The following is a 25,992-nucleotide window of genomic DNA, read 5'->3' as shown; positions in this document are numbered from 1 at the left end:
GGTGGCATCGGCCCAGGCTACTTGCCTGTGTCAAACACACTGCGCAAATCGACTTTAGGCTCATCCCAGGGGCCGGTCACATTGTAGGTGGCGCTGGTGAGCCTGCTGAGCGGGTCTCCCAGCACCTTATCCAAAACGAATAGCGCTCCACCAATGGGTGCACCGGCACCCATCAGTAATGCAGCCAGAGGCAGGTTCTGGGTGAGCGGCAGAACCACAACCAGGCGCATATCGAACACCTCGTCCGCCAGATTAGTGCTTCCGCTGAGTTTGAACGCTCCTGAAGGGCCAACCACCTGCAGCTCCGGATCCATTGTCAGCAGGCCATCCTCCAGGCGCGCCTTGCCCGAAATTGCATCAAAGGCTACGCCACGTTTATACAGATCCGAAAAATCCAGCTTGAGCCTGCGCCATAGCGTATCGGAGTTGAGCAGGTTGAATATCCTGAACACCTGCGCACTATTGTTGCTCTCCAGAATTACGCCATCATCCAGGCGAAAGCTGACGTTTCCGCTGAGACTTGCCAGGTCAAATTCATCAGGCCGCCCTGGCCATTCCAGATCGAGCTCAATGTTGGTTTGCTTGTTCGATAAAGGTATTTCGGTATCGAAAAGCCCATCCAGGTCCGCCAACGCTCCCCCCGTGACAGAACCCGAAAACTGACTGGTTTCCCGATTATTTACAACACTCCAGGTCATATCGCCCTGCAGTGTAATGGACTTCAGGTGGCCTTCAATGCCATGGACGTTGAGCTTCTGACGCTCAGGCCGAAGCTGAAAAGACCAACGCCCCAAGCTGTCATCGTTAAGGCGCAAATTGGATATGGCAATATCTACATCTGGCCAGCTCTCCATATCCATTGCGCGGAAGGCTTCAAGTTGCTGCTCTATGGTCAAGAGTTCTGGCGCATCCCTGGCTGCAGTCTCGTCCCGAACCAGCTGCACCACTGCAAAATCAGCAGTTACAAGACTATTATCATTCGGGATATCAATCCGGCCAACCGCCCGCTCTGACTGCGTACTCAAAACCCAGCGGTCGCCAAGATCAAAAGCCTCCAGCTCTATGTTTCTGAGGATCTGTTCCCCAAGATAGAGTTCACCAAAGGTCAGCTCAACACCGGAGTTCTTCAATAAAAGATCGAAGGTAGCGCGATTCTCCCAGGTTCCTGAAATACCCAAACCTTGCTCGTTTCCGGTATCTATCTCCGCCAGGAGCGGCGCGGCCTCACCTGCCTTTTTTGAAAAGGGGTCTGGCCAGTCGACAGAAAGCCCTTCAAGACTGGAACGAAGCGTTATTCTTGGGGGGCTTGCCGCTATAACATCCAGCCGGGCAGAGTAGTCAAACTCGCCTTTAAGGCCATACTGGCTGCCACCAGAGCCGCTACTACTCACTTTCCGGGAATCTACAAGCCCCGCCTGACTAAACGCTTTGGCTACAGATAACGTTCCAGTTTGCTCAATCCGCAGTGCCTGCGGCGTGTCGGGCTGACTAAACGCCACCTTGACTGGCTCGTCCAGAAAGTGGGCACTCAAGGGCGCTCCGGAAAAACCCTTTGTTGAATGGTACGTCAACGCTCCTGTAATCCTGTCCCAAAGCAGGTCCGTGCCAGGATAGGCTATCGAGCCATTACCGGTGCGGACATTAGCTTCAACCAAGGGTGATGCATCGTCCTTGAGAGGCAAATCTATCGACAGATCGAGTTTGTAATCGCCGCCGTACTGCAGCTTTGCAGCCTCAGACCCAACCATGGCGCCAAAAGGACTGTTGGCCAGCCAATAGCTGATGGAATCTGCCGCCACAGGCGCAGAAACATTCACCTGCACAAGCGCGCCTTCCTCCTCCGGAATCACGGCGACAGTGCTCGGATCTATCGCCAAGCCGCCAGTGGTTCCCGCCTCCAGATGAACCAGCGTATCCCCGTTTTGTATATCAACACGCCCGCGCGCGCCGGTCACCTCTGGCCACTGGCTATCATAGCGAACACTGGCGTTATCAAATTCATACCACATGGAGGAAACAAACGAGCCCGAGGGCGCATCTTTACCGATTTGGCCATGGCCGTAGTAGACACCAGACGTTATGTCTGCCTTTGTTATGGACGTAGTCAACCACTCATAGAGCCCAGCATCCACGATCTTCTCAGGAACAAAAGCGGCCAGCATGGAGGCTTCGCCATTCTCGACACCAACACGGAGACCGAGATTGTCCTCACCCTCCTGATCCAGTTTCAAATCGAAAGCGCCGTTCAACTGGGTGCCACTGCCATAACTCATGCGAATATCGTCTGCATAAACACGGGTGACTGGCCCATCCATACGCCAGGCTACTGTCGCGAAGAATTCTGGCAGGGACCACTCACTGCTGAACAGTTCCGGGAAAGAAAGAGTCACCGGGCGGGCGCCCGCGCGAGCCCGAACGTAGCCAGTACTCTGGTCAACATATATAAAACCGTTCACTCCGCGCACGGCTGGCGCACCACCATAGGCAGCCGCGCCAACATCCCGGAGCCGCCCGGAGAATTCAAAGCTATTGTCGTCACTCCCCGGAACACGGATTGTCACACCATCCAGAAACCCTGAAGGACGATAGTTCTCCAAAGCGTCACTGGCCACTGGCGGCAATAAAGGCAGAGTGCCTGTCAGGCGTCGAAGCGGGCGCAAAGGCATGGCATCGGCGGTGATGGTAATACCCTGTGGCTCTGGAACCAGCCTCAAGCTGAAGGGCGGTACCTGGTCCCCGTTCCAGGTCCAGGCGAGCTGTTTCAGATGCCACTCGCCAATAGTCTCTGGCCGATCACCGCTCTCCTCCGGGTTCACCATCACAGCATGGTGCCGGCGCCAGCCAAAACGGGCACGAATGTCTTCCAGTGGTGCCAGCGACTCCCCGGCAACGCCCAGTTGCAAGTAGGGTGTTCTTACGGTGCCGCTGACCTGTTGCAATACTCCTTTGCGGAAGGTTAGCCATGCCTCACCACCCAGATCAAAGCCTTCCACACGAATATCTCGCCACTGGTATTCATCTATCAGTCCATCGAACAAACGCCCGGAATCTACGCTGAGATAGAGCTGACCACTGAAATCACCACGGAAGAACTGTTTTCCTACAAGGGTAAAACTGGCCAGCTGTTGAGTAGTCGCGGACCGCATAGCTCTGCCAGATGCCCGGAACAAACCTTGCTGATACATCAGATCAAGCTGGGGAATATCGAGAAAGCGGAGTTGGCCCTGGTTGTCGCGAATACCCAGGTTCACACGGGTAACTTTTATGTAAGGGTCCGACAACCATTTCCCGGAAATTCTGAGCCAGTCCCGGAAACGATTGTTCAGGGGCTCCGGAATATCAGCCCCCCGCACACCCACTTCACCACTGCCCTGCTGGTTCAGTGTTAACTCAAGCCCGTCAGCTTCAAAATCCTCGAATACAATTCTGAAACGCATCAACGATGCAACCGCATCAAAGCGAATGGTCAAATGCTGCAGGCTTACAACCCGGTCACCGGAGTCCGGATTGGTGACTTCTATGTCTTGTGCGGTAAAGGAGGGATCGAGCCAGAACCAGCGCGAAGACAGACTACCAATACTCACGTCGTGGCCCAGACGGGCAGAAAGCTCTTGAGAAAGCTCGTCCCGGAAAGAATCCACGTTTTGGGTAAGTTGCCTACCTATGCCGGCATAGAGAGCCAGCAGCACCAGCACAACCAGTATCAGCCACCATACCGCATTGGCAAGCAGCGCCATCAAGCGGCCAGGCTGACTCTCGGAGGACGTCTTCAGGGAATTCATCGCCTGCTATCCTCGGCGCCGGTGTATCGCCCCGGAGTCAGAGCAAAACAACATCGTACTGTTCCTGGCTGTAAAACGGCTCTACCTGGAAGCGAACGGTCTTGGCGATAAAGGTTTCGAGATCCGCTACGTTGTCTGACTCCTCATCAACAAGGCGATCGACTACGCTTTGGGACGCCATCACCAGATAGCTTTCTGCATCGTAGGCACGGTTTATCCGCAGGATCTCCCGGAAAATTTCGAAGCAAACTGTCTCGCTGGTTTTCAGAAAACCTCTGCCATCGCATATAGGGCATGGTTCGCACAGAACCTGGCCGAGGCTTTCTGTGGTTCGCTTTCGGGTCATTTCCACCAGGCCCAGCTCAGACACGCCAGTGATTTTGGTTTTGGCATGATCCCGCTCGAGCATTTTTTCCAGCATCCGGTGTACCTGGCGCTGATGCTCAACATCTTCCATGTCGATAAAATCGATGATGATGATGCCACCCAGATTGCGCAGGCGCAGTTGGCGGCTGATTGCCCGTGCAGCTTCAAGGTTGGTCTTGAAAATGGTCTCTTCAAGATTACGATGCCCCACGAAGGCACCGGTGTTGATATCTATGGTGGTCATTGCTTCAGTCTGGTCAATGATCACATAGCCACCAGACTTCAGCTGTACTTTGCGGCTCAGTGCTTTTTGAATCTCGTCTTCTACCGAGTAAAGATCAAAAATAGGCCGCTCTCCAGGGTAATACTCCACCTTATCGGCAAACTCAGTCACAAACTCGTCAACAAACTCCATAACTCGCTGGTGGCTCTCGCGGCTGTCGATGCGCACTTTTTCTGTCTGTGGCCGAATAAGATCACGGATGGTGCGGATAAACAGGGGCAGGTCCTTATAAACGGCGGCCGGCGCCTGAACCTTCTCAATCCGCTCATGTATCGACTGGCTAAGGTGGTGCAGATAGTTCATATCTGCAAGCAACTCTTCTTCTGACGCGGCTTCCGCTGCCGTTCGAATGATGTACCCGCCCTGCACATCCGGGTGCGCTTCGGCGCCCTGCTCAACAATGGCTTTCAAGCGGTTACGCTCGGTTTCATCTTCGATTCGCTGGGAAATACCCACATGGCTGACGTCGGGCATGAACACCAGATAACGCGAGGGTATGGAAAGTTGAGTGGTAAGCCGGGCACCTTTTGTGCCGATGGGGTCCTTGGTGACCTGAACAACCAGCGACTGACCTTCCCGCAGCAAAGTGCGGATATCTGGAACGGGTTTAGGTCCATCGCCGGGAACTACTGCACTGGCCTGGCTGGAGACCACATCGGAAGCATGGATAAAGGCCGCCCGCTCCAATCCTATATCTACAAATGCCGCCTCCATGCCGGGGAGCACGCGCACAACCTTGCCTTTGTATATGTTACCGACAATGCCTTTGCGGCTGGCACGCTCAATGTAGGCTTCCTGCAGCATTCCGTTCTCAACCAGCGCGACCCGGGTTTCAACCGGTGTTACGTTGATCAGGATTTCTTCGCTCATGATTGGCTCTCCTGACTACTCATCCAGTGCTTCCAGACAGGGCCACCGGCATCCGCCAGCAAGGCGGCTGTTTCCTGCAATGGCAGGCCAACAACCGCACTGTAACTCCCTTTGAGTTCCTTCACAAAAATACCACCCAGGCCCTGAATTCCATAACCTCCGGCCTTGTCCATGGGCTCGCCTGAAGCTGCATAGGCTGCAATCTCAGTCCTCGAGAGCACCCGAAAGGTAACTTCCGTAATAACCAGCGTGGAGTCACAGCCATCATCCTTGGCCAGCGCAACGCCTGTCATTACCTGATGAGTTTTACCAGACAACATCCCCAGCATGGCTTGGGCATCGGCTTCATTTGATGGTTTGCCCAGAATAGCGCCATCCAGAACGACAGACGTGTCCGAGCCAATAACCCACTTCCCGGGAAAATGGGCAGAAACCGCAAGTGCTTTCTCCCGGGCTAGCCGCTCCACATAATCACCGGGGGCTTCAGATATTCTCGGTGTTTCGTCGATGTTGGCCGGCTGCACCGAAAAGGGGATGCCTATCTGCGTGAGCAACTCCGAACGGCGTGGCGATGCAGAGGCGAGAATAATGGATGTCATGGCTAGCCCAGTTTCCGGTTAATGTTGTCCAGCAGTATGCAGAACACCGGCCATATCAAAGCGCTGGTTATCGCTGGCCAAAGATAACTGAAGCCTGCATCCTCGCCCCCGAACATCTGCTTGAGAAAGTGCACCAGCATCTGGTTAATACCCAACAAAAGAAAAACCATCAGACATTGCTGTGGCATGGGGTACATCCGCAGCCGCTGGTGGATGGTCAGCACCAGAAACGCAATCAATCCCATGCCAAGGGCATTAACACCCAGCGGGGTTGCCTCCAGAACGTCCAGCAACAGGCCCAGACACCACGCGAGCAATACGCCGAACTGCGCAGGTGCGCGGAAGGTCCAGTAAAACACTACCAGACCTAACCATTCCGGACGAAACTCAAACCAGCCCGAGGGAAAGAGAGAAATGCTCAATACCAGTGACGCGACCACAGACAGCACAAATACCGGATAACTGATAACAGACAACATCAGTCTTGCCCCCCTTGAACCGCGTCCATTGCCGGGATATCGGAAGGCACCTCATCACCTGTTTCTGGCTCACGTTCGCTTTTGGGCGGGAAGACAACCAACACCAGGCGGCTCTGATTAAGCTGTGCCTTGGGTCGGGCCCGAATGGTAACAAAAGGCTCCCCAGGCTCCTTTTTGATCAGACTTACCTCGGCAACCGGGTACCCTCTGGGGAAACGCCCGCCGAGACCGGAGCTCACCAGAAGATCGCCCTCACGGATATCTGCCGTATCTGGCACGTGCACCAGATCCAGAGTGCCTGAATCGCCGGTACCCAAAAGGATTGCGCGCAGCCCGTTGCGCACAACCTCAACGGGTACCGCATGACTACTATCCGAAACGAGAAGCACACGAGAGGCAATTTGACTGGTCTGAACCACCTGCCCCATCAGGCCATGGGCATCCAGAATGGCCTGCCCCACTTGCAGGTCATCACTACGGCCTTTATTGATAATAATTTCATGGGAATAGGGATCTGGCGATACGCCCACAACTTCGCTGACTATTACCCTGTCATCCAGAAGCTCGGAGGAGTTCATCAAGCGGCGAAGTTCATTGTTTTCAGATGCCAGTGCGGCGTATTTGAGGGCCCTACGCTCGAGGATAAGGAGCCGGGCTTTGAGATCTTCGTTTTCCTGTTTAACATCTTCCCGGGTGGTAAACAGGCCGGCAACCCAGTCGCTGAATTGATAGGGCGCGTTGCCAAGCCAGTAAACCGGCGTCAGGCCGGTTGCCAGCGTACTGCGAACAGGAGTAACACGGTCAAACTGCTGGTCGGCCACGATTAACGCCGCCGATACCAATACAATAAGCAGAAGCCGGAGGCCTGGTGCTGGCCCCTGAACAAAAATGGTTTTAATGGCGATCCCTCCCCAAAGGATTATCCCTCCTGGGAGAACATTCCAATGCCACCCCGGTCAATAACCTCCAGCGCCTTGCCACCACCACGGGCAACACAGGTTAGCGGATCTTCTGCGATGATTACCGGCAACCCGGTTTCTTCACTGATCAGCTTGTCCAGTCCACGTAACAGAGCACCACCACCAGTAAGCACGATGCCACGCTCAGCAATATCTGACGCCAGCTCTGGCGGAGACTGCTCCAATGCACTTTTAACTGTCTGTACTATTTGTGCCAGGGATTCCTGAAGAGCGTCCAGAATTTCCTCACTGTTAAGTGTGAAAGCACGGGGCACACCTTCGGCCAGGTTACGGCCACGCACGTCAATTTCGAGAATTTCAAGGCCTTCGTATGCACAGCCAATTTCGTGTTTGATACGCTCGGCAGTCGTGTCACCAATCAGACTGCCGTAATTGCGGCGCACGTAGGTAACAATGGCTTCATCAAACTTGTCACCGCCAACCCTGACTGAATCGGCATATACAATGCCATTCAGGGAGATAATGGCGATTTCTGAAGTACCCCCACCGATATCTACAATCATTGAGCCACTGGCTTCTTCAACCGGAAGCCCTGCGCCTATTGCAGCGGCCATGGGCTCTTCAATCAGAAACACCTCCCGTGCACCGGCACCCAGAGCCGACTCGCGAATGGCTTTGCGCTCTACCTGAGTCGATTTGCTGGGCACACACACCAGAACCCGCGGGCTTGGGGTGATAAAGCTGTTCTCATGCACTTTGTGGATGAAGTGCTGGAGCATTTTTTCAGTCACCACGAAATCGGCGATAACGCCGTCTTTCATCGGGCGAATGGCAGTGATGTTGCCAGGTGTACGACCCAGCATGCGTTTCGCCTCGGCACCGACGGCGGCAACCGTTTTCTGGGAGTTGGTGGTACGAATGGCTACTACGGACGGCTCGTTCAGCACAATCCCGCGGTCACGCACGAAAATAAGGGTGTTGGCGGTGCCCAGATCAATGGACAGGTCGCTGGAGAATAAGCCTCGGAGTCTTTTAATCAACATTCGTGTAGTTTCAACCTGAGAGTTGCGGTTGCAGAAAGATGCGGCAACTTTATCAGTGAGCCCCCCAGCAGGCAAGGCGGCATCGGGCTTCAGACCCTGTTATTCTCGCATTTTAGCCATACTTTGGCCTCTGCCGCATGTGTTGGAATCTGTTAACATGTGCCCTCGAATTTTTGGTCTGGGTGCAAGGCCATTCGGGGAACGCTTTTCAAAACACGCTACAAGCACATCCATGTGCGCTTGTTTCGGGCCGTCCATGGCCCTCTACAGTTTTGAAAAGCGCTCCCCGAATGACCCCATAACTCGGTGCAACACTCTTTTTAGAGAGAGTGTCCTTTATTACCGACATTTCATTTATCTGGGAGGCAATTCGTGTCCATTTCCCGTGAAGACATAGAAAAAGTCGCCGTTCTTGCCCGTATCCGCGTAGACGAAGCGCAGATTTCGGCGCTGGAGAGCGATCTGGGCAACATCCTGAATCTTGTCGACGAGCTCAGCGCAGCCGACACCGCAAATATAGAGCCTTTGTCTCACCCTCTGGATGCTGTGCAGCGTTTGCGTACAGACGAGGTAACCGAGACCAATCAAAGGGAAGCCTTTCAGGCAATCGCGCCAGCCACTGAAGACGGCCTTTACCTCGTTCCTCGCGTTATTGAGTGATCTGACGAAGCCCTCTATCAGCCCTCGAACAGGATTGAACATGCATAATAAATCCGTAGCAGAGCTTTCCCGTGAGTTGGAAAGCGGCAAGATTTCAAGCGTGGAACTGACCCGTGAGTTCCTCGATCGTATTAAAGCCGAAGACAAGCAGTACAACAGTTTTATTACCGTAACCGAAGACCAGGCCCTAGCCGATGCCAAAACCGCTGATGAGCAGCGTGCAGCAGGCAAGGCCAGCGTTTGGACGGGCGTGCCCTTTGCCCACAAAGACATCTTCTGTACCAATGGTGTGGCAACCACGGCCGGCTCAAAAATGCTGGCCAACTTTGTGCCACCCTACGATGCAACAGTAACCGCAAACTTCCGCGCGGCCGGTGCTGTGTGCCTGGGCAAAACCAATATGGATGAGTTCGCCATGGGCTCCTCCAACGAATCCAGTTTTTTCGGCCCGGTAACCAACCCCTGGGGATTGAGCAGCGGCGACAAGCGCGTACCCGGTGGTTCTTCCGGTGGTTCCGCAGCAGCTATCGCCGCTCGTTTGGTGCCGGCAGCAACGGCTACAGATACCGGTGGATCTATTCGCCAACCGGCAGCCCTATGCGGTATTACAGGCTTGAAGCCCACCTACGGACGCGTGTCTCGCTACGGCATGATTGCCTTTGCCTCCAGCCTGGACCAGGGCGGCACCATGGCTCGCACGGCAGAAGACAACGCCTTGATGCTGAATGTGATGGCTGGTTTTGACCGGAAGGATTCAACATCGGTTGATCGTGCTGTGCCGGATTACACAGCCTCTCTGAACGAGCCGCTGAAAGGCCTTCGCGTCGGTCTTCCCAAAGAGTACTTCTCCGACCAGTTGAGCCCCGCGATGGAGCAGCAGGTTCGCAATGCGGTGAAGGAATACGAAAAGCTGGGGGCCACCGTAAAAGAGGTGTCGCTGCCCCACGCCAAGCTGGCAATTGCTGCCTACTACGTTATTGCACCAGCAGAGGCCTCAGCAAACCTGTCCCGCTTTGATGGGGTGCGTTACGGCTATCGCTGCGAGAACCCCCAGGATCTGAACGATCTCTACACCCGCACCCGGGCTGAAGGTTTCGGGGACGAGGTGAAGCGTCGGATTCTGGTTGGCACTTACGCACTTTCAGCCGGCTATTTTGATGCCTACTATCTCAAAGCCCAGAAGGTTCGCCGCCTGATTCAGCAGGATTTCATCAATGCCTTCAAAGAAGTGGATGTGCTGATGAGCCCGGTATCGCCCTCTCCTGCTTTTGTGCAGGGCGCGAACACAAACGATCCGGTAGCCATGTACCTGGAAGATATCTTCACCATTGCCGTAAACCTTGCGGGTGTTCCAGCCATGTCGGTACCTGCGGGTTTCGTTGATGGCCTGCCTGTTGGCTTGCAGATTATCGGGAACTACTTTGAAGAGGCTCGCCTGCTGAATGCGGCCCATCAGTTCCAACAAGTTACCGATTGGCACCAGAAGCTTCCCCAGTAAGCCCGAATCAGGAGAACGACTATGCAGTGGGATATTGTGATCGGGCTGGAAATTCATGTTCAGCTTGCCACCAAAACCAAGATTTTTTCCGGCTCCAGCACTGCGTTCGGTGCCGAGCCCAACACTCAGGCCAGCGCCGTTGATCTGGCTATGCCGGGCACCCTGCCCGTACCAAATGAGCAGGCGTTCCGTTATGCCGTGATGTTCGGTTTGGCGGTAAACGCAGAAATCGGCCGACGCTCTGTGTTCGATCGTAAAAACTATTTTTACCCGGATCTGCCCAAGGGGTATCAGACTACACAGCTGGACCACCCCATTGTTGGTCCTGGCTTTGTGGATATTGATCTGGCGGATGGCAGCTCAAAGCGGGTTCGCATTCATCACGCACACCTGGAGGAAGATGCCGGCAAATCCCTGCATGAAGACTTCCACGGTATGACTGGCATCGATCTGAACCGCGCAGGCACGCCACTGATTGAGGTGGTAACCGAGCCGGATATGAACAGTGCGGAAGAAGCTGTGGCCTTCGCCAAGAAGCTGCACGGCCTGGTGTCTTCTCTGGGCATTTGTGACGGTGACATGAGCCAGGGTTCTCTGCGCTTTGATGTGAACATTTCACTCAAGCCAAAAGGCTCGAATGAACTGGGCACCCGCACGGAAACCAAGAACCTGAACTCTTTCCGTTTTATGGAGCAGGCCATTGCCCATGAAGTGGAGCGGCAGATGGATATTCTGGAAGACGGCGGCCGTATCATCCAGGAAACCCGACTGTACAACGGCGAACGTGGCGAATCCCGCTCCATGCGCAGCAAGGAAGAGGCCAATGACTACCGCTACTTCCCTTGCCCAGACCTGCTGCCTGTGGTTATCGACGATGATTTCATTGAGAGCGCCCGTAAGTTGTTGCCCGAACTGCCAGACGAGCGCAAAGCGCGCTTCAAGGAGCAATACGGCCTCAACGATTACGATGCTCGCTTGCTTAGCGACGATGCGCGCATGGCGGCATTTTTTGAAGAAACCGCCAGCCATGGCAAAGATGCAAAGCTGGCCGCGAACTGGGTACTGGGTGAGTTTTCTGCGCGTTTGAATGCGGAAGACAAGACGGTTGTTCAGGCACCTATTACTGGTGCGCAGTTGGGCCAATTGGTGGCGCGGATTGCTGATAATACTGTGTCGTCGTCTGGTGCCAAGAAGGTGTTTGAGGCTCTGTGGAGTGGCAGTGGAGACAATGCCGATGCGGTTATTGAGGCTCAGGGGCTGAAGCAGGTTTCGGATACTGGCGCGCTGGAGGCGATGGTGGATGAGGTTCTGGCGGGGATGCCGGATCAGGTTGCTCAGTATCAGGAGGAAGGCGATCCGAAGAAGCAGAAGAAGATGCTGGGTGGCTTTATGGGGCCTTTGATGAAGGCTTCCAAAGGTCAGGGTAATCCTAAGCTGTTTAATGAGATTCTTGTTCGGAAGCTTGGCGGTTGATTGAGTTGGGCTTGAGGCTTGGGCCGGGGTATCTGGCTCTGGCCCTAGCTTCCTGGTTATGGGGAGGGGTGGGTTCAATACCCCTTCCCAAAAACCGCTACGAGCACATCCATGTGCGCTTCTCTCCGGCCGTCCTTGGCCTCCGAGATTTTTGGGAGGAGGTATTAAACCCACCCGATCTGGATGCGAGATAACTCTAAATAAAACACCGCATCAACTTTCTGAATTAACCCTGCCTTGATTGGAAGCCAGCCTCCGAAACAATCGCTCGAATTGCGCGATATTCTGCTGAACGTAGTCTATAAAGGCCTTCATAACGGGTGTTGGGTAACGTGCTTGCGGATAGACAAGACACCAGCTTCTGCGCAGCGGGAAATCGGTAATATCAAGCGCTGTCAAAGTGCCCAAGGCGAGTTCTGATAACACACTCAGTTTGGGTACAACCGCGACACCCAAGCCTGCCAGCACAGCGTGTTTAACCGCATCGTTGGAGCCTAGCTCCATCGCGGGCGCTATTTTCAGGTGGTGTTGTTGGCAATAGACTTCCAGTGCCAGTCGGCTGCCCGAGCCGGGTTCTCTGGTGAGGAGGTTGCTGTTCAGGAATGTCTCTGCGCTGACTGATTTTTGGTCGAGCAACGGGTGGCCGGCCGGGACTATGGGGATGAGTTCGTTGTCCAGGAATGGCAGTGAAGTTAGTGGGCGATCCTGGGGCACCATGCCCATGATTACCAGATCGTCGTTATTTTGGTTTAACCGTTCTAAAGCTGTTGCGCGGTTGACTACGGCTACGGAGATGTTCACCTGAGGGTTCAGCTGCAGGAATGAACCCAACAGATAGGGCACCACGTATTGTGCGGTGCTCACCGCAACTAATCGCAAATCCCCTGCTACACGCCCTTCCAGAGCCGCCAGGCGGTTCTGCATGTCGGCAAGCTCGCCGAATACTGAACGTACGCAGGCGGCCATTTCTTCTCCAGCAGCTGTGCAATAGAGTTTGCGGCCTATGTATTCGAACATGGGCATGTTCAGCGCCTGCTCCAGATGACGCACCTGGCTGCTGACGGCAGGCTGGGTTAAACCCAGCAGGTCTCCTGCCTTGCTGTAGCTTTTCAAATCGTAGACGGCCTTGAACACCTGCAACTGCCTAAACGTCAGCCGGTTCGCCAGTTTCTGGATACTGAGCGGCATAAACCCTCCTTCATCGACTCTACCCATAAGTTATCTATTATACTTAAGCGAAATAATATCAATTTTTACTGATCAGTCATCCTCGTTATTCTTCCCCAACCTTCATTCGGGACGAAGCAATGAGGAACTTCCCATGCTGAAGAAAGTGTTAATCGCCAATCGCGGCGAGATTGCCGTCCGCATCGTGCGGGCTTGTGCAGAGATGGGGATACGGTCGGTGGCTATCTATACCGAACCGGATCGTTACGGCTTACATGTTAAGCGAGCCGATGAATCCTATTCTCTTGGTGACGATCCGCTGGCAGGCTATCTCGACCCGGCTCGCATCGTGAACCTGGCGATAGAAACCGGCTGTGACGCCATTCATCCGGGCTACGGCTTTTTGTCAGAAAATGCCAACTTTGCCCGCCTGTGCGAGCAGAAAGGCGTGGCGTTTATTGGTCCGAAATCCAGCGTTATCCACGGCATGGGCGACAAAACCCAGGCCCGCGACAGCATGCGGGCCGCAGGGATACCAATTACTCCGGGCTCGGAAGGCAATCTTGACAGCCTTGAGGAAGCTCTGGAATTGGCCAACAACATCGGTTATCCGGTGATGCTGAAAGCCACATCGGGTGGCGGTGGCCGTGGCATTCGCCGGTGCGATTCATCGCAAGAGCTGAAAACCCAGTACCCGCGAGTCATTTCCGAGGCGACCAAGGCCTTCGGCTCGGCCGAAGTGTTTATGGAAAAGTGCATCGTGAATCCCCGCCACATTGAGGTGCAGATACTGGCAGACAGCCAGGGCGATGCCATCCATCTGTTTGAGCGGGACTGCTCGATACAACGTCGCAATCAGAAACTGATCGAGATCGCCCCCAGCCCACAGCTGACTCCGGAACAGCGCCAGTACATAGGCGATCTGGCGGTGCGCGCGGCGAAAGCCGTGAACTATGAGAACGCCGGCACGGTGGAGTTCCTGCTTACGGGCAACGAAGTCTACTTCATGGAAATGAATACCCGCGTGCAGGTGGAACACACCATTACTGAAGCCATTACCGGTGTGGACATTGTGCGGGAGCAACTGCGGATCGCTTCGGGCTTGCCTTTAAGCTATCGGCAGGAGGACATTCAGTTTCGGGGTTATGCGCTGCAGTTTCGCATTAATGCTGAAGACCCGAAGAACGACTTCTTGCCCAGCTTTGGCCGCATCACCCATTACTACGCCCCCGGCGGCCCGGGTGTGCGGGTGGATACCGCCATCTACACCGGCTACGAAATCCCGCCCTACTACGACTCCATGTGCCTGAAACTGGTTGTGTGGGCACTGACTTGGGACGAGGTAATCGCACGGGGCAAACGTGCACTCGACGACATGCGCCTGCATGGCATCAAAACCACCGCCAATTACTACCAGCAGATTCTGGATCACCCGGATTTCCGCGCGGGCAAGTTCGACACCAGTTTCGTACCCAGCCATCCGGAACTATTGAACTACTCCAAGAAACGCCACCCCAGTGCCGTGGCACTGGCGATTGCCGCCACCATCGCAGCCCATGCTGGCTGGTAATCCACAGGAGACTGAACATGAGCAACGCAAAAAAGATTGAAGTTACCGACGTAATCCTTCGTGATGCGCACCAATCCCTTATCGCTACCCGCATGCGCACTGCAGACATGCTGCCAATCTGCGACAAGCTGGATCAAGTAGGCTACTGGTCTTTGGAAGTCTGGGGCGGCGCCACCTTTGATGCCTGCGTGCGGTTCCTGAAAGAAGACCCATGGGAGCGCCTGCGCCAGCTGCGCAAGGCTTTACCAAATACCCGCCTGCAAATGCTCTTACGAGGCCAGAATCTTTTGGGATACCGGCATTATGCCGACGATGTGGTTGAGGCCTTTGTACAGAAAGCAGCAGACAATGGCATTGATGTGTTCCGGGTGTTTGATGCGCTGAATGATCTTCGCAACCTTGAAACCGCCATGAAAGCCGTGAAGAAAGCCGGCAAGCACGCCCAGGGAACCATTTGTTACACCACCAGCCCGGTACACACGCCTGCGCTGTTCGTGAAACAGGCGGAAGAACTCAAAGCCATGGGTGCTGACTCAATTGCCATTAAAGACATGGCGGGATTGCTGACCCCCTACGCGACGTTTGAACTGGTTAAGGCGATCAAATCTGCCGTTGACCTGCCATTAGTGGTTCACAGCCATTCTACTGCGGGGCTTGCCCCAATGTGTCAGCTCAAAGCGATCGAAGCCGGCGCCGACCGGATTGATACCGCCATTTCGGCGTTCGCCAGCGGCACCAGCCACCCGGCGACAGAGTCCCAGGTCGCAGCCCTGAAAGGCACAGAGTACGACACCGGCCTGGATCTGGAGAAGCTCAGCGAGATTGCCGATTACTTTCACGAAATCCGAAAGAAATATCACCAGTTCGAAAGCGAGTTCACCCGGGAAGATGTCTCGGTGCAGATCAACCAGGTTCCGGGCGGCATGATGTCTAACCTGGCCAATCAACTGAAGGAACAGAATGCTCTCGATAAGATCAACGAGGTATTCGATGAAATACCCAGGGTGCGCAAGGATCTCGGCTATCCGCCGTTGGTGACACCCACGTCCCAGATTGTTGGCACCCAGGCGGTTTATAACGTTCTGGCCGGGCAACGCTACAAAACCATCACCAACGAAGTTAAACGTTACCTGCAAGGTGGCTACGGCCAACCGCCCGCAGAGGTATGTGCGGAGGTTCGCAACAAGGCCATTGGCAATGAAGCAGTCAATGATGGCCGGCCTGCTGACCTGATCGATCCTGAGCTGGATAAATTACGAGAGGACATTGGTAGTCTGGCCAGCTGCGAAGAAGATGTGCTCACATACGCCATGTTCCCGGACCTGGGCCGGGAGTTTTTGCAGCAGCGCAAGGACGGCACTCTCAAGCCGGAGGAGTTGCTGCCTGTTGAACAAACCGGACAAAGCCGTTTGGGCACAGGTGTTGCCACTGAGTTCCGCATCGACGTACATGGCGAAACCTACGAGGTTGCAGTCACCGGCGTTGGCACAACGGGGCCCGGCAAGCGCAAGCTATACTTGTCGCTGGATGGCATGCCAGAGGAAGTGGTGTTCGAACCCTTGAATGAATACGTGGCAGAGGCTGGTGGCAAAGGCCGCAAACGAGCTACCGATCCCGGCCACGTCAGTACAGCCATGCCTGGAAATGTTGTGGATGTGCTGGTGAAGGAAGGGGAATCTGTGACCGCTGGCCAGGCAGTTCTGATTACCGAAGCCATGAAAATGGAAACTGAAATTCATTCGAGTGTAGATGGCACCGTGCAGGCGGTTCACGTTAGCAAGGGCGACCGGGTCACTCCGGGTGAAGTACTCATCGAAATTGCCTGATCGGCATAAGGAGGCAACATGGATCACATTGTTCGCGGCGTACTGAACTTTCACAAAAACGTTTATCCGGAGCACAAAGACCTGTTTGGCGCTCTGGCCAACCACCAGAACCCAGACGTGCTGTTTGTAACCTGTTCGGACTCACGCATAGATCCGAATATGCTTACAGGCTCCCACCCGGGCGACCTGTTTATTTGTCGAAACGCCGGCAACGTTATCCCTCCGCACAGCAATGAAACCGGAAGTATGACGGCGTCCATCGAATACGCTGTTGCGGTTCTGGGTGTTCGCCACATTATTGTATGTGGCCACACAGACTGCGGCGCCATTAAAGGCGCCTTGGACATACCGGCCCTGAAAGGCTTGCCCCACGTCAAGGAGTGGCTGGGGCATTGCCGCTCAGCCATGGAGATCGTCCGTGAGCGGCACAACATTGGCACCGAGGAGTGTCTGGACAGCAAGTACCTTAACGAAGCCATTGAGGAAAACGTTCAGCAACAGGTACAGCACCTGCGCACACACCCGGTAGTGGCGGCAAAGCTGGCCACGGGTAAAATCGAAGTGCACGGCTGGGTATATGACATCAAATCAGGGAGCATTCGCTGCTGCGGTCGAGACAGCTTGGAATTCAAGAGCTTCGATCAGTATTATGCGAATTATATCGCCAAGATCAGCGATTAATCGCCAACCACCATCAAAAAGGCCCCGAACATGTCGGGGCCTTTTTGATTTCGCTTAGTTCACACCAGAACTGCCCATAGATCATGCTCATCGGCATGTTCAACAAGTGCTTTCACTATCTGACCGGGTTTCAGGTCGGTTGCGCCGTTCAGATACACCATGCCATCAATCTCTGGGGCATCAGCCTTGGAGCGGCCAATAGCCCCCTCCTCATCTACCTCATCAATCAACACATCAATGGTGGTGCCAATCTTCGCCTGCAAACGTGCGGCTGATATTTCTGCCTGCTTTGTCATAAAACGGGCCAAACGCTCTTCTTTCACTTCCTCAGGCACCGCACCCTCAATCTCGTTGGCCTTGGCACCCTCTACCGCACTGTAAGTAAAGGCACCCACTCGATCCAGCTGCGCCTCATCCAGCCAATCCAGCAGGTACTGGAAGTCTTCTTCCGTCTCACCCGGGAAGCCCACAATAAAGGTGGAGCGGATGGTGAGTTCCGGGCAGATTTCCCGCCATTTGCGGATACGATCCAGGGTTTTGCTGTCGTGGGCCGGGCGCTTCATGGCCTTCAGCACTTTCGGGCTGGCGTGCTGGAAGGGAATATCCAGATACGGCAGAATCTTGCCTTCAGCCATCAGTGGGATGATGTCATCTACGTGCGGATATGGGTAAACATAATGCAGGCGCACCCAAACACCCATCTCCCCCAACGCTTCGCACAATGACTGCATTTTCGTTTTCAGCGGACGCCCCTGCCAGAAGCCGGTACGGTACTTGGTGTCTACACCATAGGCCGAAGTATCCTGGGATATCACCAGCAATTCTTTAACTCCAGCATCAACCAGCCGTTGAGCTTCATCCATCACATCGCCGATAGGCCGGCTCACCAGGTCGCCCCGCATGGATGGAATAATGCAGAAGGTGCAACGATGGTTGCAGCCTTCAGAAATCTTGAGATATGCATAGTGCCGTGGCGTCAGCTTGATGCCCTGGGGTGGAACCAGATCAGTAAACGGATCGTGCGCACGGGTCGGTGGTACATACTGATGCACTGCACCCACCACTTCCTCGTAGGCGTGAGGGCCAGAAACCGCCAGCACCCCCGGATGGGTTTCACGGATTTTTTCAGCTTCCACGCCCATGCAGCCGGTGACAATCACTTTGCCGTTTTCCTTGATGGCCTCACCTATGGCATCCAGGGATTCCTGTTTGGCCGCATCAATAAAGCCGCAGGTGTTAACTACAACAATATCCGCATCATTGTACGTGGGCACCACGTCGTAGCCATCCAGCCGAAGCTGGGTGAGTATGCGCTCGGAATCCACCAGGGCCTTGGGGCAACCCAGACTGATGAATCCAACTTTGCCGTTTCCGGCTACTGTGTTTTCGGCTTTTTCTGTCATAAATCGTTTCAGGAATCCTGGCACTCGGCGGCCGCACAGGAATGAGCGCCGGGAGTATGCAAGTGAATAGAGCCAGGAATTTTACACCAGTAAGGGGCTCTTCTGCAGCAAAAGCCGAGCGATCTGATAAGCGAAACAATTCTGATCTTAATCAAATTTGTGAACCCTTGTTCAGAAATAAATTAAAAATCTGCCACAATGTGCGACACTCAAGTTGCTGATCAGAAAATAAACAACTACAATTTTTGTAGGTTACACGTTGTTCTGAAACATTATTTGAACCCAAGCATACCCAGCAGTGCCACCACGAGCGGCTAATACGAGTGCCCATGAAAGCAGCCACAGTCAAACCAAACCTGCGCAACCAGCAACGTGTAGATGTTGAAAGTGACATCGTTATCGAGAAGCCGGATGGTTGCCAGCTCACCTGCAAAATCTCCAATCTGTCTCGCACAGGCGTTATGGTTTTTTGCAATCAGGAAGCTGCTGGCCAGCTGATACCACGCCTGAGAGCCCCCACCCCGGGAAACTGGATTGACGTGAAGGCCCGCTTTTCTGTGCCTGTTGTTGCAACCCAACCGGTATCGATTTTAGCCAAAGGGCATATTGTTCACCTGCGCAGAATGGCCCGAGATGAATTTCAGTTGGGCATTCAGTTTGCCGATTTCGAGGGGAACGGGTTTGACTACGTTGACAGGTATGTTCGGAAACTTCTGGCCGATACGCTAAAACCCGCCTGATCCAGAACAACTTTCCTGCCCTGGGCCGGAATCCAAACGATTGATCACAGCAGGACTTTTTGAAGCGCTATATTTTTATAACTTAAAACTCTAAGAGCAACACTTCTTATAGCCATATCGCCTCTGATATAGTTGCCATTCTATTAGCACGCCCTCAAGGCCCGCTGCGGCAACGGATTATCATGACCACATACAACCTTACGCATCTGAAACAACTGGAAGCGGAAAGCATCCACATCATCCGCGAAGTGGCTGCCGAGTTTGATAACCCGGTGATGCTCTACTCCATCGGCAAGGACTCCGCGGTAATGCTGCACCTCGCCCGCAAAGCCTTTTACCCCGGGAAAATGCCTTTCCCTTTGATGCATGTGGATACCACCTGGAAATTCCGGGACATGATTGATTTCCGGGAGCGCAAGGTAAAGGAATACGGCCTGGACCTGATCGTACATACCAATCAGGATGGCGTTGAACAGGGTATAGGGCCGTTTACCCACGGCAGTGCAAAGCATACCGATGTGATGAAAACCCAAGCCCTGAAGCAGGCTCTGAACAAATACGGATTTGATGCTGCCTTCGGTGGCGCTCGCCGGGATGAAGAGAAATCCCGCGCCAAAGAGCGGGTTTATTCCTTCCGGGACGAATACCACCGCTGGGACCCTAAAAACCAGCGCCCGGAACTCTGGAACACCTATAACGGCAAGGTGAACAAGGGCGAAAGCATCCGCGTATTCCCGCTGTCCAACTGGACTGAACTGGATATCTGGCAATACATCTATCTGGAAAACATTGAAATCGTTCCCCTCTACTACTCAGCCGTGCGCCCGGTTGTAGAGCGCGACGGCTCCCTGATCATGGTGGACGACGAACGCATGCCACTGAAAGAGGGCGAAAAGCCGATGATGAAGTCCATCCGCTTCCGCACTCTCGGGTGCTACCCGCTCACCGGCGCGATTGAATCTGAAGCAGATACATTGCCCGAAATTATTCAGGAGATGCTGTTGGCCACCAGCTCAGAACGTCAGGGCCGCGTGATTGATCACGATTCGGCAGGCTCCATGGAACAGAAAAAGCGCGAAGGGTACTTCTGATATGTCACATCAATCTGATCTTATTGCCGACGATATCCAGGCTTACCTGAAGCAGCACGAGAACAAGGAACTGTTGCGCCTGCTCACCTGCGGCAGCGTAGACGACGGCAAGAGCACCCTCATAGGCCGCTTGCTCCACGACACCAAAATGATCTACGAAGATCACATGGCCAGCCTGAAAACCGACAGTGCCAAAATGGGCACCACAGGCGAAAAGCTGGATCTTGCCCTGCTGGTGGATGGTTTGCAGGCCGAGCGCGAGCAAGGCATTACCATTGATGTTGCCTATCGCTATTTTTCTACCGATAAGCGCAAGTTCATCATTGCCGACACACCGGGGCACGAGCAGTACACCCGCAACATGGCCACCGGTGCATCTACCGCTCAAGTTGCCATTCTGATGATCGACGCCCGCCGTGGCGTGCTGACCCAGACACGCAGGCACTCTTTTATCGCCTCCCTGCTCGGCATCCGGCACATCGTTGTGGCAGTGAACAAGATGGATCTGGTGGATTTCAGTGAAGATCGTTTCAACGAAATCAGAGAGGACTATCTCTCGTTCGCCGCAAAGTTGGGACTGAAAGACATCCGGTTTGTACCGATCTCGGCGCTGGAAGGCGATAACGTCGTCAACCGCAGCGAGAACACGCCCTGGTTCAACGGCCAGCCACTAATGGATATTCTGGAAACGGTAGAAGTAAACCGCGACAAGAACCTGGAGCACTTCCGGTTCCCCGTGCAATACGTCACCCGACCCAACCTCAACTTCCGTGGCTTCTGTGGCACCATCGCCTCAGGCGTGATTCGCCCGGGTGACAAAGTGATGGCCCTGCCCTCGCGGCGCACCAGTACCGTCAAGGAAGTTGTGACGTTTGATGGCAATCTGGAAGAAGCTTATATTGATCAGGCGGTTACGCTGACACTGACCGATGAAATTGATGTCAGCCGTGGCGACATGCTGGTAAAACCGGAAGACGAGCCGGAAGTGGGCAACCGTTTTAAGGCCAACATCGTGTGGATGGCGGATGCGCCTTTGCATACCGGTCGCCTGTACGACATCAAGTTGGGCCCAACCTTCACCTCCGGCACGGTTCGGAAGATTCACTATCAGACCGACGTGAACACGCTGGAACAGCACGCCAATCCTGCCCTGTTGCAGGTGAATGAAATTGGCCTGTGTGATCTCACCCTGAGTCAGCCAATCGCGTTTGATGCCTATCAGCGTAATCACGCCACCGGCAGCTTTATTGTGATCGATCGACTTACCAACGTGACAGTTGGTGCCGGCATGATTGATGGCTTGGCAGATACTGCAGGCACTCTTGAGCCCGTGAGCCCAGAGGAACGTGAACGCAGGCTTGCGCAAAAGCCGATGATTATCGGTTGCTCCGGTAAACAGGCCCATGCCCTTGCCTTGGCTGTTGAACGAGCGCTGTTCGACCAGGGAAAAACTTCGGTAATTTTGAGCGAAGACAATGCTGGTGATGCCGACGACCGTCGCCGCACAGCACAACTGCTAACTGCCTATGGACTGGTAGCGATTGCTGTGAATCTTGGCACTGACATCGCCAATGTTTCCATAGCAGCTGATAGCACTGACGAAGTTTCTGATGTCGCTGCATCACTAGTGCAGGAGTTGGTTCGCAACAAGCGGGTTTAAGGACAGGACTGCTTAAAAAGGTGTTTGCCGCGGGGCGGGGTGTCTTTTCTTCTGGAAAAACAACTCGCTTCGCTCAGACATCTTTTTCCTGCCAGAAAAGACACCCCGCCCCACGGCTATCACGTTTTGTTACCAGTCTCCTTTTTTAGTCGTGAATGTATTTGTTGTCCGTGGCAGAATCTTTGGCCCTGAAGGTTTCCTTCGGGGCTTTTTTGTTTCTTTATTCGGGATTATCTGTTTATGGCTATTAAGCATCTGCGCACCGCGTTTTCCAGTCAGTATCAGCCGGGGCAGCCTGCCCGCCTGCAAAGTGGTGAGGCGCTGCAGGAGCCGGGTGGCGACTACGAGGGCCTGCACAAGCAGATGAAGCGGTTGTTTAACAGCAAGCCGGGTAAGAAATACGGGCGGTTTTCGGAAGACATTGGCGAGAGCCCGTTCAGCAGTTGGCTGAAGGATTATCTGGAGGACAAGCAGGGCTTTACGTCTTTTACTGATCGCTTGTTCAACCAGTGGCAGGAGTTGCTTACCAACTGCCAGGAGGAGTTTGTAGGGCAGCTCATGGTTGTCCACGAAGCGCTCGCAGATTCAGATGTGGTTTATTTGATGATTCTGGAGAGTGATGGCGCTCTGCGTTTCGACGGCAATCAGGCTCTGGATACAACGGATGTGCTGAGCACGTCCCGCCTGAATCTTGCCATGCGGGTTGAGCTGGATGACTGGCTGGGTGATAACGCGGCTGAGAACTATCTTACGTTGGTGCATGCCCGGGGCACGGGTGAACCGGGGGAGCTGTTTATCCGGCTGTGTGGTTTCACTAACCAGATCGATGTTGAAAAGGAAACACTGACGTTTCTGGATGCGGTGGAGGCGTTTGCAAAGTCTTCAGAGCCTGAGAAGGCTGGCGAAGTTCGCACGCGGGCTTATGAGTTCTGCAAAGAGCAGCATGCGTTGGGTGAGCCGGTGGCTATTGAAGCGTTGTCTGGCTATCTGGATGAGGATGAGCCCGGGCGTTTCAAGGAGTTTGCCAGTAAGTCTGCGGAGATGCCCGAGAGCGGCGTGCTGCACCCGGATCATCGGAAGGTGAAGAAGCTGGTGCGGATTGCGGGCTCTGGCGGTGGTATGAGTGTTTCGTTTTCTTCCGATTTGGTGAATCAGGCGATTTACTATGATCGCGACAAGGATGCGCTGACGATTACTCGCCTGCCTAAGGCTTTGCGGGAGCAGTTGGAGCGGTATTTGGAGAATCGCGAGGACTGATCCATTTGCGGCCTGCCGCTTTGGGGGCTCGCTCCGCGGCGCGGTGAAGCTTTTCTTCTGGAAAAATAACTCGCTGCGCTCAGACATCTTTTTCCGGCAGAAAAGCTTCACCACGCCACGGGCCGATCTGGGCAAAAGGAGTTTACGTTAGCTGGCTTCTACTGGGTTTTCTTCATTCCAGCGGGGGCGGTTTGCTCTCTGCACCCTTACTTCCTGCATCCAGCCTACTCCGTCGATTAGTTCACCGGTTTCGTGATCAATGGGCGGGTATGACAGGTTTCGGTCGTCGCAGTAGCGCTTGACGACGGGCTGGCACCAACTGAAGAGTAGGCGGTTGTATTCTTCATCCGGTATCCGTCGGTTATCGAACAAGCCGGCTTCTTTGCGCTGCCTTTGGGCTTCGGAGAGGATGATGGCACAGGCTGCGGATACGTTGAGGGATTCCACCATGCCCATCATGGGAATAACGATGTGCTCATCCGCCTGTTCCGCTGCGCCAGCACTTACGCCATCCACTTCGTTCCCCATAATCACTGTGCAGGGCACGGTGAAGTTTGCAGATCGGTAATCGATCGCCCGGTCCGAAAGCTGCGCGGCGTAAATCTTTTGGCCCTGCCCTTTCAGATGGGCTATAGCCTCGTCCATGGTGCGGTGGGTGTGAGGTGTTACCCATTTGAAACTGCCGCCGGCGGTTTTCCGGAAGGCCCGGAAGCCCTCTTTTGGCCACACCACGTGCATGTTGGCTAGCCCGAAGGCGTCGCAGGTTCTCAGTATGGCGGAGAGGTTTCTTGGTTTGTGAACCTGGTCGGTCAGGACTGTCAGGTCCGGCTGTCGAGTGTTCAAAACCTGTTTGATGCGGGCAAGGCGCTCTGGAGTCATAGTCTTGTGAAGTTTGTAGTAAGAGATTAATCCACCGAAGCTCGACGAAGCGATTGGTGCAGGGCTCTCCAAAAACGTGGAGGGCCAAGGATGGCCCGACCGAGCCCTACATGGACGTATTCACGGGCGCTTTTTGGAGAGCCCTGCACCAATCGCTTCTGACTCCGAAACTTAAACGCCGGAATAATACCACAGCAAAACTGGCAGATTACCGAGACAACGCTGGTTGCAGATTGATCACCCCGTTATAATACCCAGTTCTCCTTTATCAGCGCGCAATCCGGACAGTTTCTGCTCCGGGCGCCAAATACATCCAGTTGTGTTGAGACCCATGGCCAAAAAGCTGTACATCAAAACCCACGGTTGCCAGATGAACGAATACGATTCATCCCGCATGGCCGACCTGCTTAAAACCGGCGAAGCGGTAGAAATGACCGAAACGCCTGAAGACGCCGATATCCTGCTGCTGAACACCTGCTCCATCCGTGAAAAAGCCCAGGAAAAAGTGTTCCACCAGCTGGGTCGCTGGAAAAAACTAAAGGCCAACAAACCGGAACTGATCATCGGCGTGGGCGGCTGCGTTGCCAGCCAGGAAGGCCAGGCCATTCTTGACCGGGCGCCTTATGTCGACATGGTCTTCGGCCCGCAAACCCTGCACCGCCTGCCGGATATGATTACCGAAGTGCGCATGAAAGGTAACGGCGTAGGCGTGGTGGATGTGAGCTTCCCGGAAATCGAAAAGTTCGACAACCTGCCGGACCCCGGTGCCGATGGCCCGTCCGCCTTTGTTTCCATCATGGAAGGTTGCAGCAAATACTGCACCTTCTGCGTAGTTCCCTACACCCGAGGCGAAGAAGTCAGCCGTCCGGCAGACGACGTGATTGCCGAAGTTGCGCACCTGGCCAGCCAGGGCGTGCGGGAAGTGAATCTTCTAGGCCAGAACGTAAACGCCTATCGTGGCGAGACTCACGATGGCGACGTAATGGATTTGGCGGAATTGATTACCCTGATCGCCACCATCGACGGCATTGATCGCATCCGCTACACCACCTCGCATCCGGTTGAATTTACTGATGCAATGATTGAGGTTTACGAACAGGTGCCCGAGCTGGTCAGCCACTTGCACCTGCCGGTACAAAGCGGCTCGGATCGCATTCTGGCCGCCATGAAGCGCGGCCATACGGCCCTGGAGTACAAATCCAAGCTTCGTCGCCTGCGCAAGATTCGTCCGGATATCAGCTTTTCTTCAGACTTTATCATTGGCTTCCCGGGTGAAACCGAGAAAGACTTCGAAGACACCATGAAGCTGATCAACGATATCGGTTTCGATATGTCCTTCAGCTTCGTTTACAGCGCACGCCCGGGTACGCCGGCATCGGATCTGCCTGATGAAACGCCGATGGAAGTTAAGAAACAGCGCCTGAAAATCCTTCAGGATCGCATCAACCAGACGGTGATGGATATCAGCCGGAAAATGGTTGGGTCGACCCAGCGTATTTTGGTAACCGGGCTATCGAAGAAGGACCCTGGTGAGTATTCCGGGCGCACGGAGAACAACCGGATTGTGAATTTCCGGCATGAGAATCCGGGGATTGTTGGGCACTTCATCGACGTTGAGATAGTTGAGGCTTACGCCAACTCTCTTCGTGGTTTACCTGTGGATTCGGTGCTTTATTGAGCTTCGGCTCCCATGTGATTGGAAACCGGAGTATGAGAGTGGTGGTGGCTTCCTCCCAAAAACCGCT

Annotated in this window: 20 protein-coding genes; 11 read left to right on the top strand and 9 right to left on the bottom strand. The window is 54.3% G+C overall.

What is annotated here, in order from left to right; genetic code table 11:
* Positions 1-17 precede the first annotated feature (17 nt).
* The 6 genes from RKA07_RS04625 to RKA07_RS04600 are packed head-to-tail and all read right to left on the bottom strand — an operon-like array spanning position 18 to position 8,339.
* On the bottom strand, positions 18-3,782 hold the full coding sequence (locus RKA07_RS04625; RefSeq protein WP_310965688.1) for a YhdP family phospholipid transporter: 3,765 nt from the start codon (positions 3,780-3,782) through the stop codon (positions 18-20).
* 37 nt (positions 3,783-3,819) lie between these two features.
* On the bottom strand, positions 3,820-5,301 hold the full coding sequence (rng, locus tag RKA07_RS04620) for a ribonuclease G (RefSeq protein ID WP_200202522.1): 1,482 nt from the start codon (positions 5,299-5,301) through the stop codon (positions 3,820-3,822).
* Positions 5,298-5,900 (bottom strand): Maf family protein, encoded by a 603-nt coding sequence (locus tag RKA07_RS04615; protein WP_200202523.1) that lies wholly within the window; start codon positions 5,898-5,900, stop codon positions 5,298-5,300. Before RKA07_RS04615 ends, rng begins: the two co-directional genes overlap by 4 nt.
* Positions 5,901-5,902: 2 nt before the next feature.
* Positions 5,903-6,379, bottom strand: a complete 477-nt coding sequence (mreD, locus tag RKA07_RS04610; protein WP_200369094.1) for a rod shape-determining protein MreD — start codon at positions 6,377-6,379, stop codon at positions 5,903-5,905.
* Positions 6,379-7,269: a rod shape-determining protein MreC gene (mreC, locus tag RKA07_RS04605; RefSeq protein ID WP_310966013.1), complete on the bottom strand. Its 891-nt coding sequence runs from the start codon at positions 7,267-7,269 to the stop codon at positions 6,379-6,381. Before mreC ends, mreD begins: the two co-directional genes overlap by 1 nt.
* Before the next feature lie 29 nt (positions 7,270-7,298).
* On the bottom strand, positions 7,299-8,339 hold the full coding sequence (locus RKA07_RS04600; protein ID WP_200202776.1) for a rod shape-determining protein: 1,041 nt from the start codon (positions 8,337-8,339) through the stop codon (positions 7,299-7,301).
* 375 nt (positions 8,340-8,714) lie between these two features.
* Between RKA07_RS04600 and gatC the strand changes: the two genes are divergently transcribed.
* From gatC to gatB, 3 genes are read left to right on the top strand one after another with little or no spacing between them, the layout of a single operon-like run.
* Positions 8,715-9,002, top strand: coding sequence for an Asp-tRNA(Asn)/Glu-tRNA(Gln) amidotransferase subunit GatC (gatC, locus tag RKA07_RS04595; RefSeq protein WP_200369093.1), 288 nt, complete (start codon positions 8,715-8,717; stop codon positions 9,000-9,002).
* Between the two features lie 40 nt (positions 9,003-9,042).
* A complete protein-coding gene (gene gatA / locus RKA07_RS04590; RefSeq protein ID WP_310965687.1) occupies positions 9,043-10,500 on the top strand; it encodes an Asp-tRNA(Asn)/Glu-tRNA(Gln) amidotransferase subunit GatA in 1,458 nt (485 codons plus the stop codon).
* Between the two features lie 6 nt (positions 10,501-10,506).
* Positions 10,507-11,973: an Asp-tRNA(Asn)/Glu-tRNA(Gln) amidotransferase subunit GatB gene (gatB, locus tag RKA07_RS04585; protein WP_310966012.1), complete on the top strand. Its 1,467-nt coding sequence runs from the start codon at positions 10,507-10,509 to the stop codon at positions 11,971-11,973.
* Between the two features lie 213 nt (positions 11,974-12,186).
* On the opposite strand, the gene RKA07_RS04580 is transcribed toward gatB, so the two are convergent.
* Entirely contained in the window at positions 12,187-13,161 is a 975-nt protein-coding gene (locus tag RKA07_RS04580; protein ID WP_310965686.1) for a LysR family transcriptional regulator, read from the bottom strand.
* A gap of 133 nt (positions 13,162-13,294) precedes the next feature.
* On the opposite strand from RKA07_RS04580, the gene RKA07_RS04575 reads away from it, so the two are divergent.
* The 3 genes from RKA07_RS04575 to RKA07_RS04565 are packed head-to-tail and all read left to right on the top strand — an operon-like array spanning position 13,295 to position 17,217.
* Entirely contained in the window at positions 13,295-14,710 is a 1,416-nt protein-coding gene (locus RKA07_RS04575) for an acetyl-CoA carboxylase biotin carboxylase subunit (protein WP_200202529.1), read from the top strand.
* Positions 14,711-14,727: 17 nt separating this feature from the next.
* On the top strand, positions 14,728-16,536 hold the full coding sequence (gene oadA, locus RKA07_RS04570; protein ID WP_310965685.1) for a sodium-extruding oxaloacetate decarboxylase subunit alpha: 1,809 nt from the start codon (positions 14,728-14,730) through the stop codon (positions 16,534-16,536).
* Between the two features lie 18 nt (positions 16,537-16,554).
* Positions 16,555-17,217 carry a carbonic anhydrase gene (locus RKA07_RS04565; RefSeq protein WP_310965684.1) on the top strand — a complete coding sequence of 221 codons (663 nt, stop codon included), beginning with the start codon at positions 16,555-16,557 and terminating at the stop codon, positions 17,215-17,217.
* 59 nt (positions 17,218-17,276) lie between these two features.
* On the opposite strand, the gene rimO is transcribed toward RKA07_RS04565, so the two are convergent.
* Positions 17,277-18,620, bottom strand: a complete 1,344-nt coding sequence (rimO, locus tag RKA07_RS04560) for a 30S ribosomal protein S12 methylthiotransferase RimO (protein WP_310965682.1) — start codon at positions 18,618-18,620, stop codon at positions 17,277-17,279.
* A gap of 329 nt (positions 18,621-18,949) precedes the next feature.
* Here rimO and RKA07_RS04555 point away from each other — a divergent pair, with 329 nt between their 5' ends.
* The 4 genes from RKA07_RS04555 (at position 18,950) to RKA07_RS04540 (ending at position 23,368) form a co-directional block, all read left to right on the top strand.
* The gene (locus RKA07_RS04555; RefSeq protein WP_200202533.1) at positions 18,950-19,360 is read left to right on the top strand and encodes a PilZ domain-containing protein; all 411 of its coding nucleotides are present in this window, start codon (positions 18,950-18,952) and stop codon (positions 19,358-19,360) included.
* 182 nt (positions 19,361-19,542) lie between these two features.
* Positions 19,543-20,451: a sulfate adenylyltransferase subunit CysD gene (cysD, locus tag RKA07_RS04550; protein ID WP_200202534.1), complete on the top strand. Its 909-nt coding sequence runs from the start codon at positions 19,543-19,545 to the stop codon at positions 20,449-20,451.
* Between the two features lies 1 nt (position 20,452).
* Entirely contained in the window at positions 20,453-22,111 is a 1,659-nt protein-coding gene (cysN, locus tag RKA07_RS04545; RefSeq protein WP_200202535.1) for a sulfate adenylyltransferase subunit CysN, read from the top strand.
* Positions 22,112-22,351: 240 nt separating this feature from the next.
* Positions 22,352-23,368: a nucleoid-associated protein gene (locus tag RKA07_RS04540; RefSeq protein WP_310965681.1), complete on the top strand. Its 1,017-nt coding sequence runs from the start codon at positions 22,352-22,354 to the stop codon at positions 23,366-23,368.
* A gap of 147 nt (positions 23,369-23,515) precedes the next feature.
* Here the strand turns inward: RKA07_RS04540 and trmH are convergent, their stop codons facing one another.
* Positions 23,516-24,247 (bottom strand): tRNA (guanosine(18)-2'-O)-methyltransferase TrmH, encoded by a 732-nt coding sequence (gene trmH, locus RKA07_RS04535; protein ID WP_310965680.1) that lies wholly within the window; start codon positions 24,245-24,247, stop codon positions 23,516-23,518.
* A gap of 331 nt (positions 24,248-24,578) precedes the next feature.
* Between trmH and miaB the strand changes: the two genes are divergently transcribed.
* Entirely contained in the window at positions 24,579-25,925 is a 1,347-nt protein-coding gene (gene miaB / locus RKA07_RS04530; RefSeq protein ID WP_310965678.1) for a tRNA (N6-isopentenyl adenosine(37)-C2)-methylthiotransferase MiaB, read from the top strand.
* Positions 25,926-25,992: the final 67 nt, after the last annotated feature.

Origin of the sequence: Marinobacter xiaoshiensis (genome assembly GCF_031631795.1) — a bacterium.
GTDB classification, from domain to species: domain Bacteria; phylum Pseudomonadota; class Gammaproteobacteria; order Pseudomonadales; family Oleiphilaceae; genus Marinobacter; species Marinobacter xiaoshiensis.
Note: the sequence above shows the minus strand (reverse complement) of the source record. Positions and strands in the feature narration are given on the sequence as shown.

Coding starts and splice junctions, on each gene's coding strand:
- RKA07_RS04625 (WP_310965688.1), bottom strand. CDS start 3,782: ATGAATTCCCTGAAGACGTCCTCCGAGAGTCAGCCTGGCCGCTTGATG.
- rng (WP_200202522.1), bottom strand. CDS start 5,301: ATGAGCGAAGAAATCCTGATCAACGTAACACCGGTTGAAACCCGGGTC.
- RKA07_RS04615 (WP_200202523.1), bottom strand. CDS start 5,900: ATGACATCCATTATTCTCGCCTCTGCATCGCCACGCCGTTCGGAGTTG.
- mreD (WP_200369094.1), bottom strand. CDS start 6,379: ATGTTGTCTGTTATCAGTTATCCGGTATTTGTGCTGTCTGTGGTCGCG.
- gatA (WP_310965687.1), top strand. CDS start 9,043: ATGCATAATAAATCCGTAGCAGAGCTTTCCCGTGAGTTGGAAAGCGGC.
- RKA07_RS04580 (WP_310965686.1), bottom strand. CDS start 13,161: ATGCCGCTCAGTATCCAGAAACTGGCGAACCGGCTGACGTTTAGGCAG.
- RKA07_RS04575 (WP_200202529.1), top strand. CDS start 13,295: ATGCTGAAGAAAGTGTTAATCGCCAATCGCGGCGAGATTGCCGTCCGC.
- oadA (WP_310965685.1), top strand. CDS start 14,728: ATGAGCAACGCAAAAAAGATTGAAGTTACCGACGTAATCCTTCGTGAT.
- RKA07_RS04565 (WP_310965684.1), top strand. CDS start 16,555: ATGGATCACATTGTTCGCGGCGTACTGAACTTTCACAAAAACGTTTAT.
- rimO (WP_310965682.1), bottom strand. CDS start 18,620: ATGACAGAAAAAGCCGAAAACACAGTAGCCGGAAACGGCAAAGTTGGA.
- RKA07_RS04555 (WP_200202533.1), top strand. CDS start 18,950: ATGAAAGCAGCCACAGTCAAACCAAACCTGCGCAACCAGCAACGTGTA.
- cysD (WP_200202534.1), top strand. CDS start 19,543: ATGACCACATACAACCTTACGCATCTGAAACAACTGGAAGCGGAAAGC.
- cysN (WP_200202535.1), top strand. CDS start 20,453: ATGTCACATCAATCTGATCTTATTGCCGACGATATCCAGGCTTACCTG.
- RKA07_RS04540 (WP_310965681.1), top strand. CDS start 22,352: ATGGCTATTAAGCATCTGCGCACCGCGTTTTCCAGTCAGTATCAGCCG.
- trmH (WP_310965680.1), bottom strand. CDS start 24,247: ATGACTCCAGAGCGCCTTGCCCGCATCAAACAGGTTTTGAACACTCGA.
- miaB (WP_310965678.1), top strand. CDS start 24,579: ATGGCCAAAAAGCTGTACATCAAAACCCACGGTTGCCAGATGAACGAA.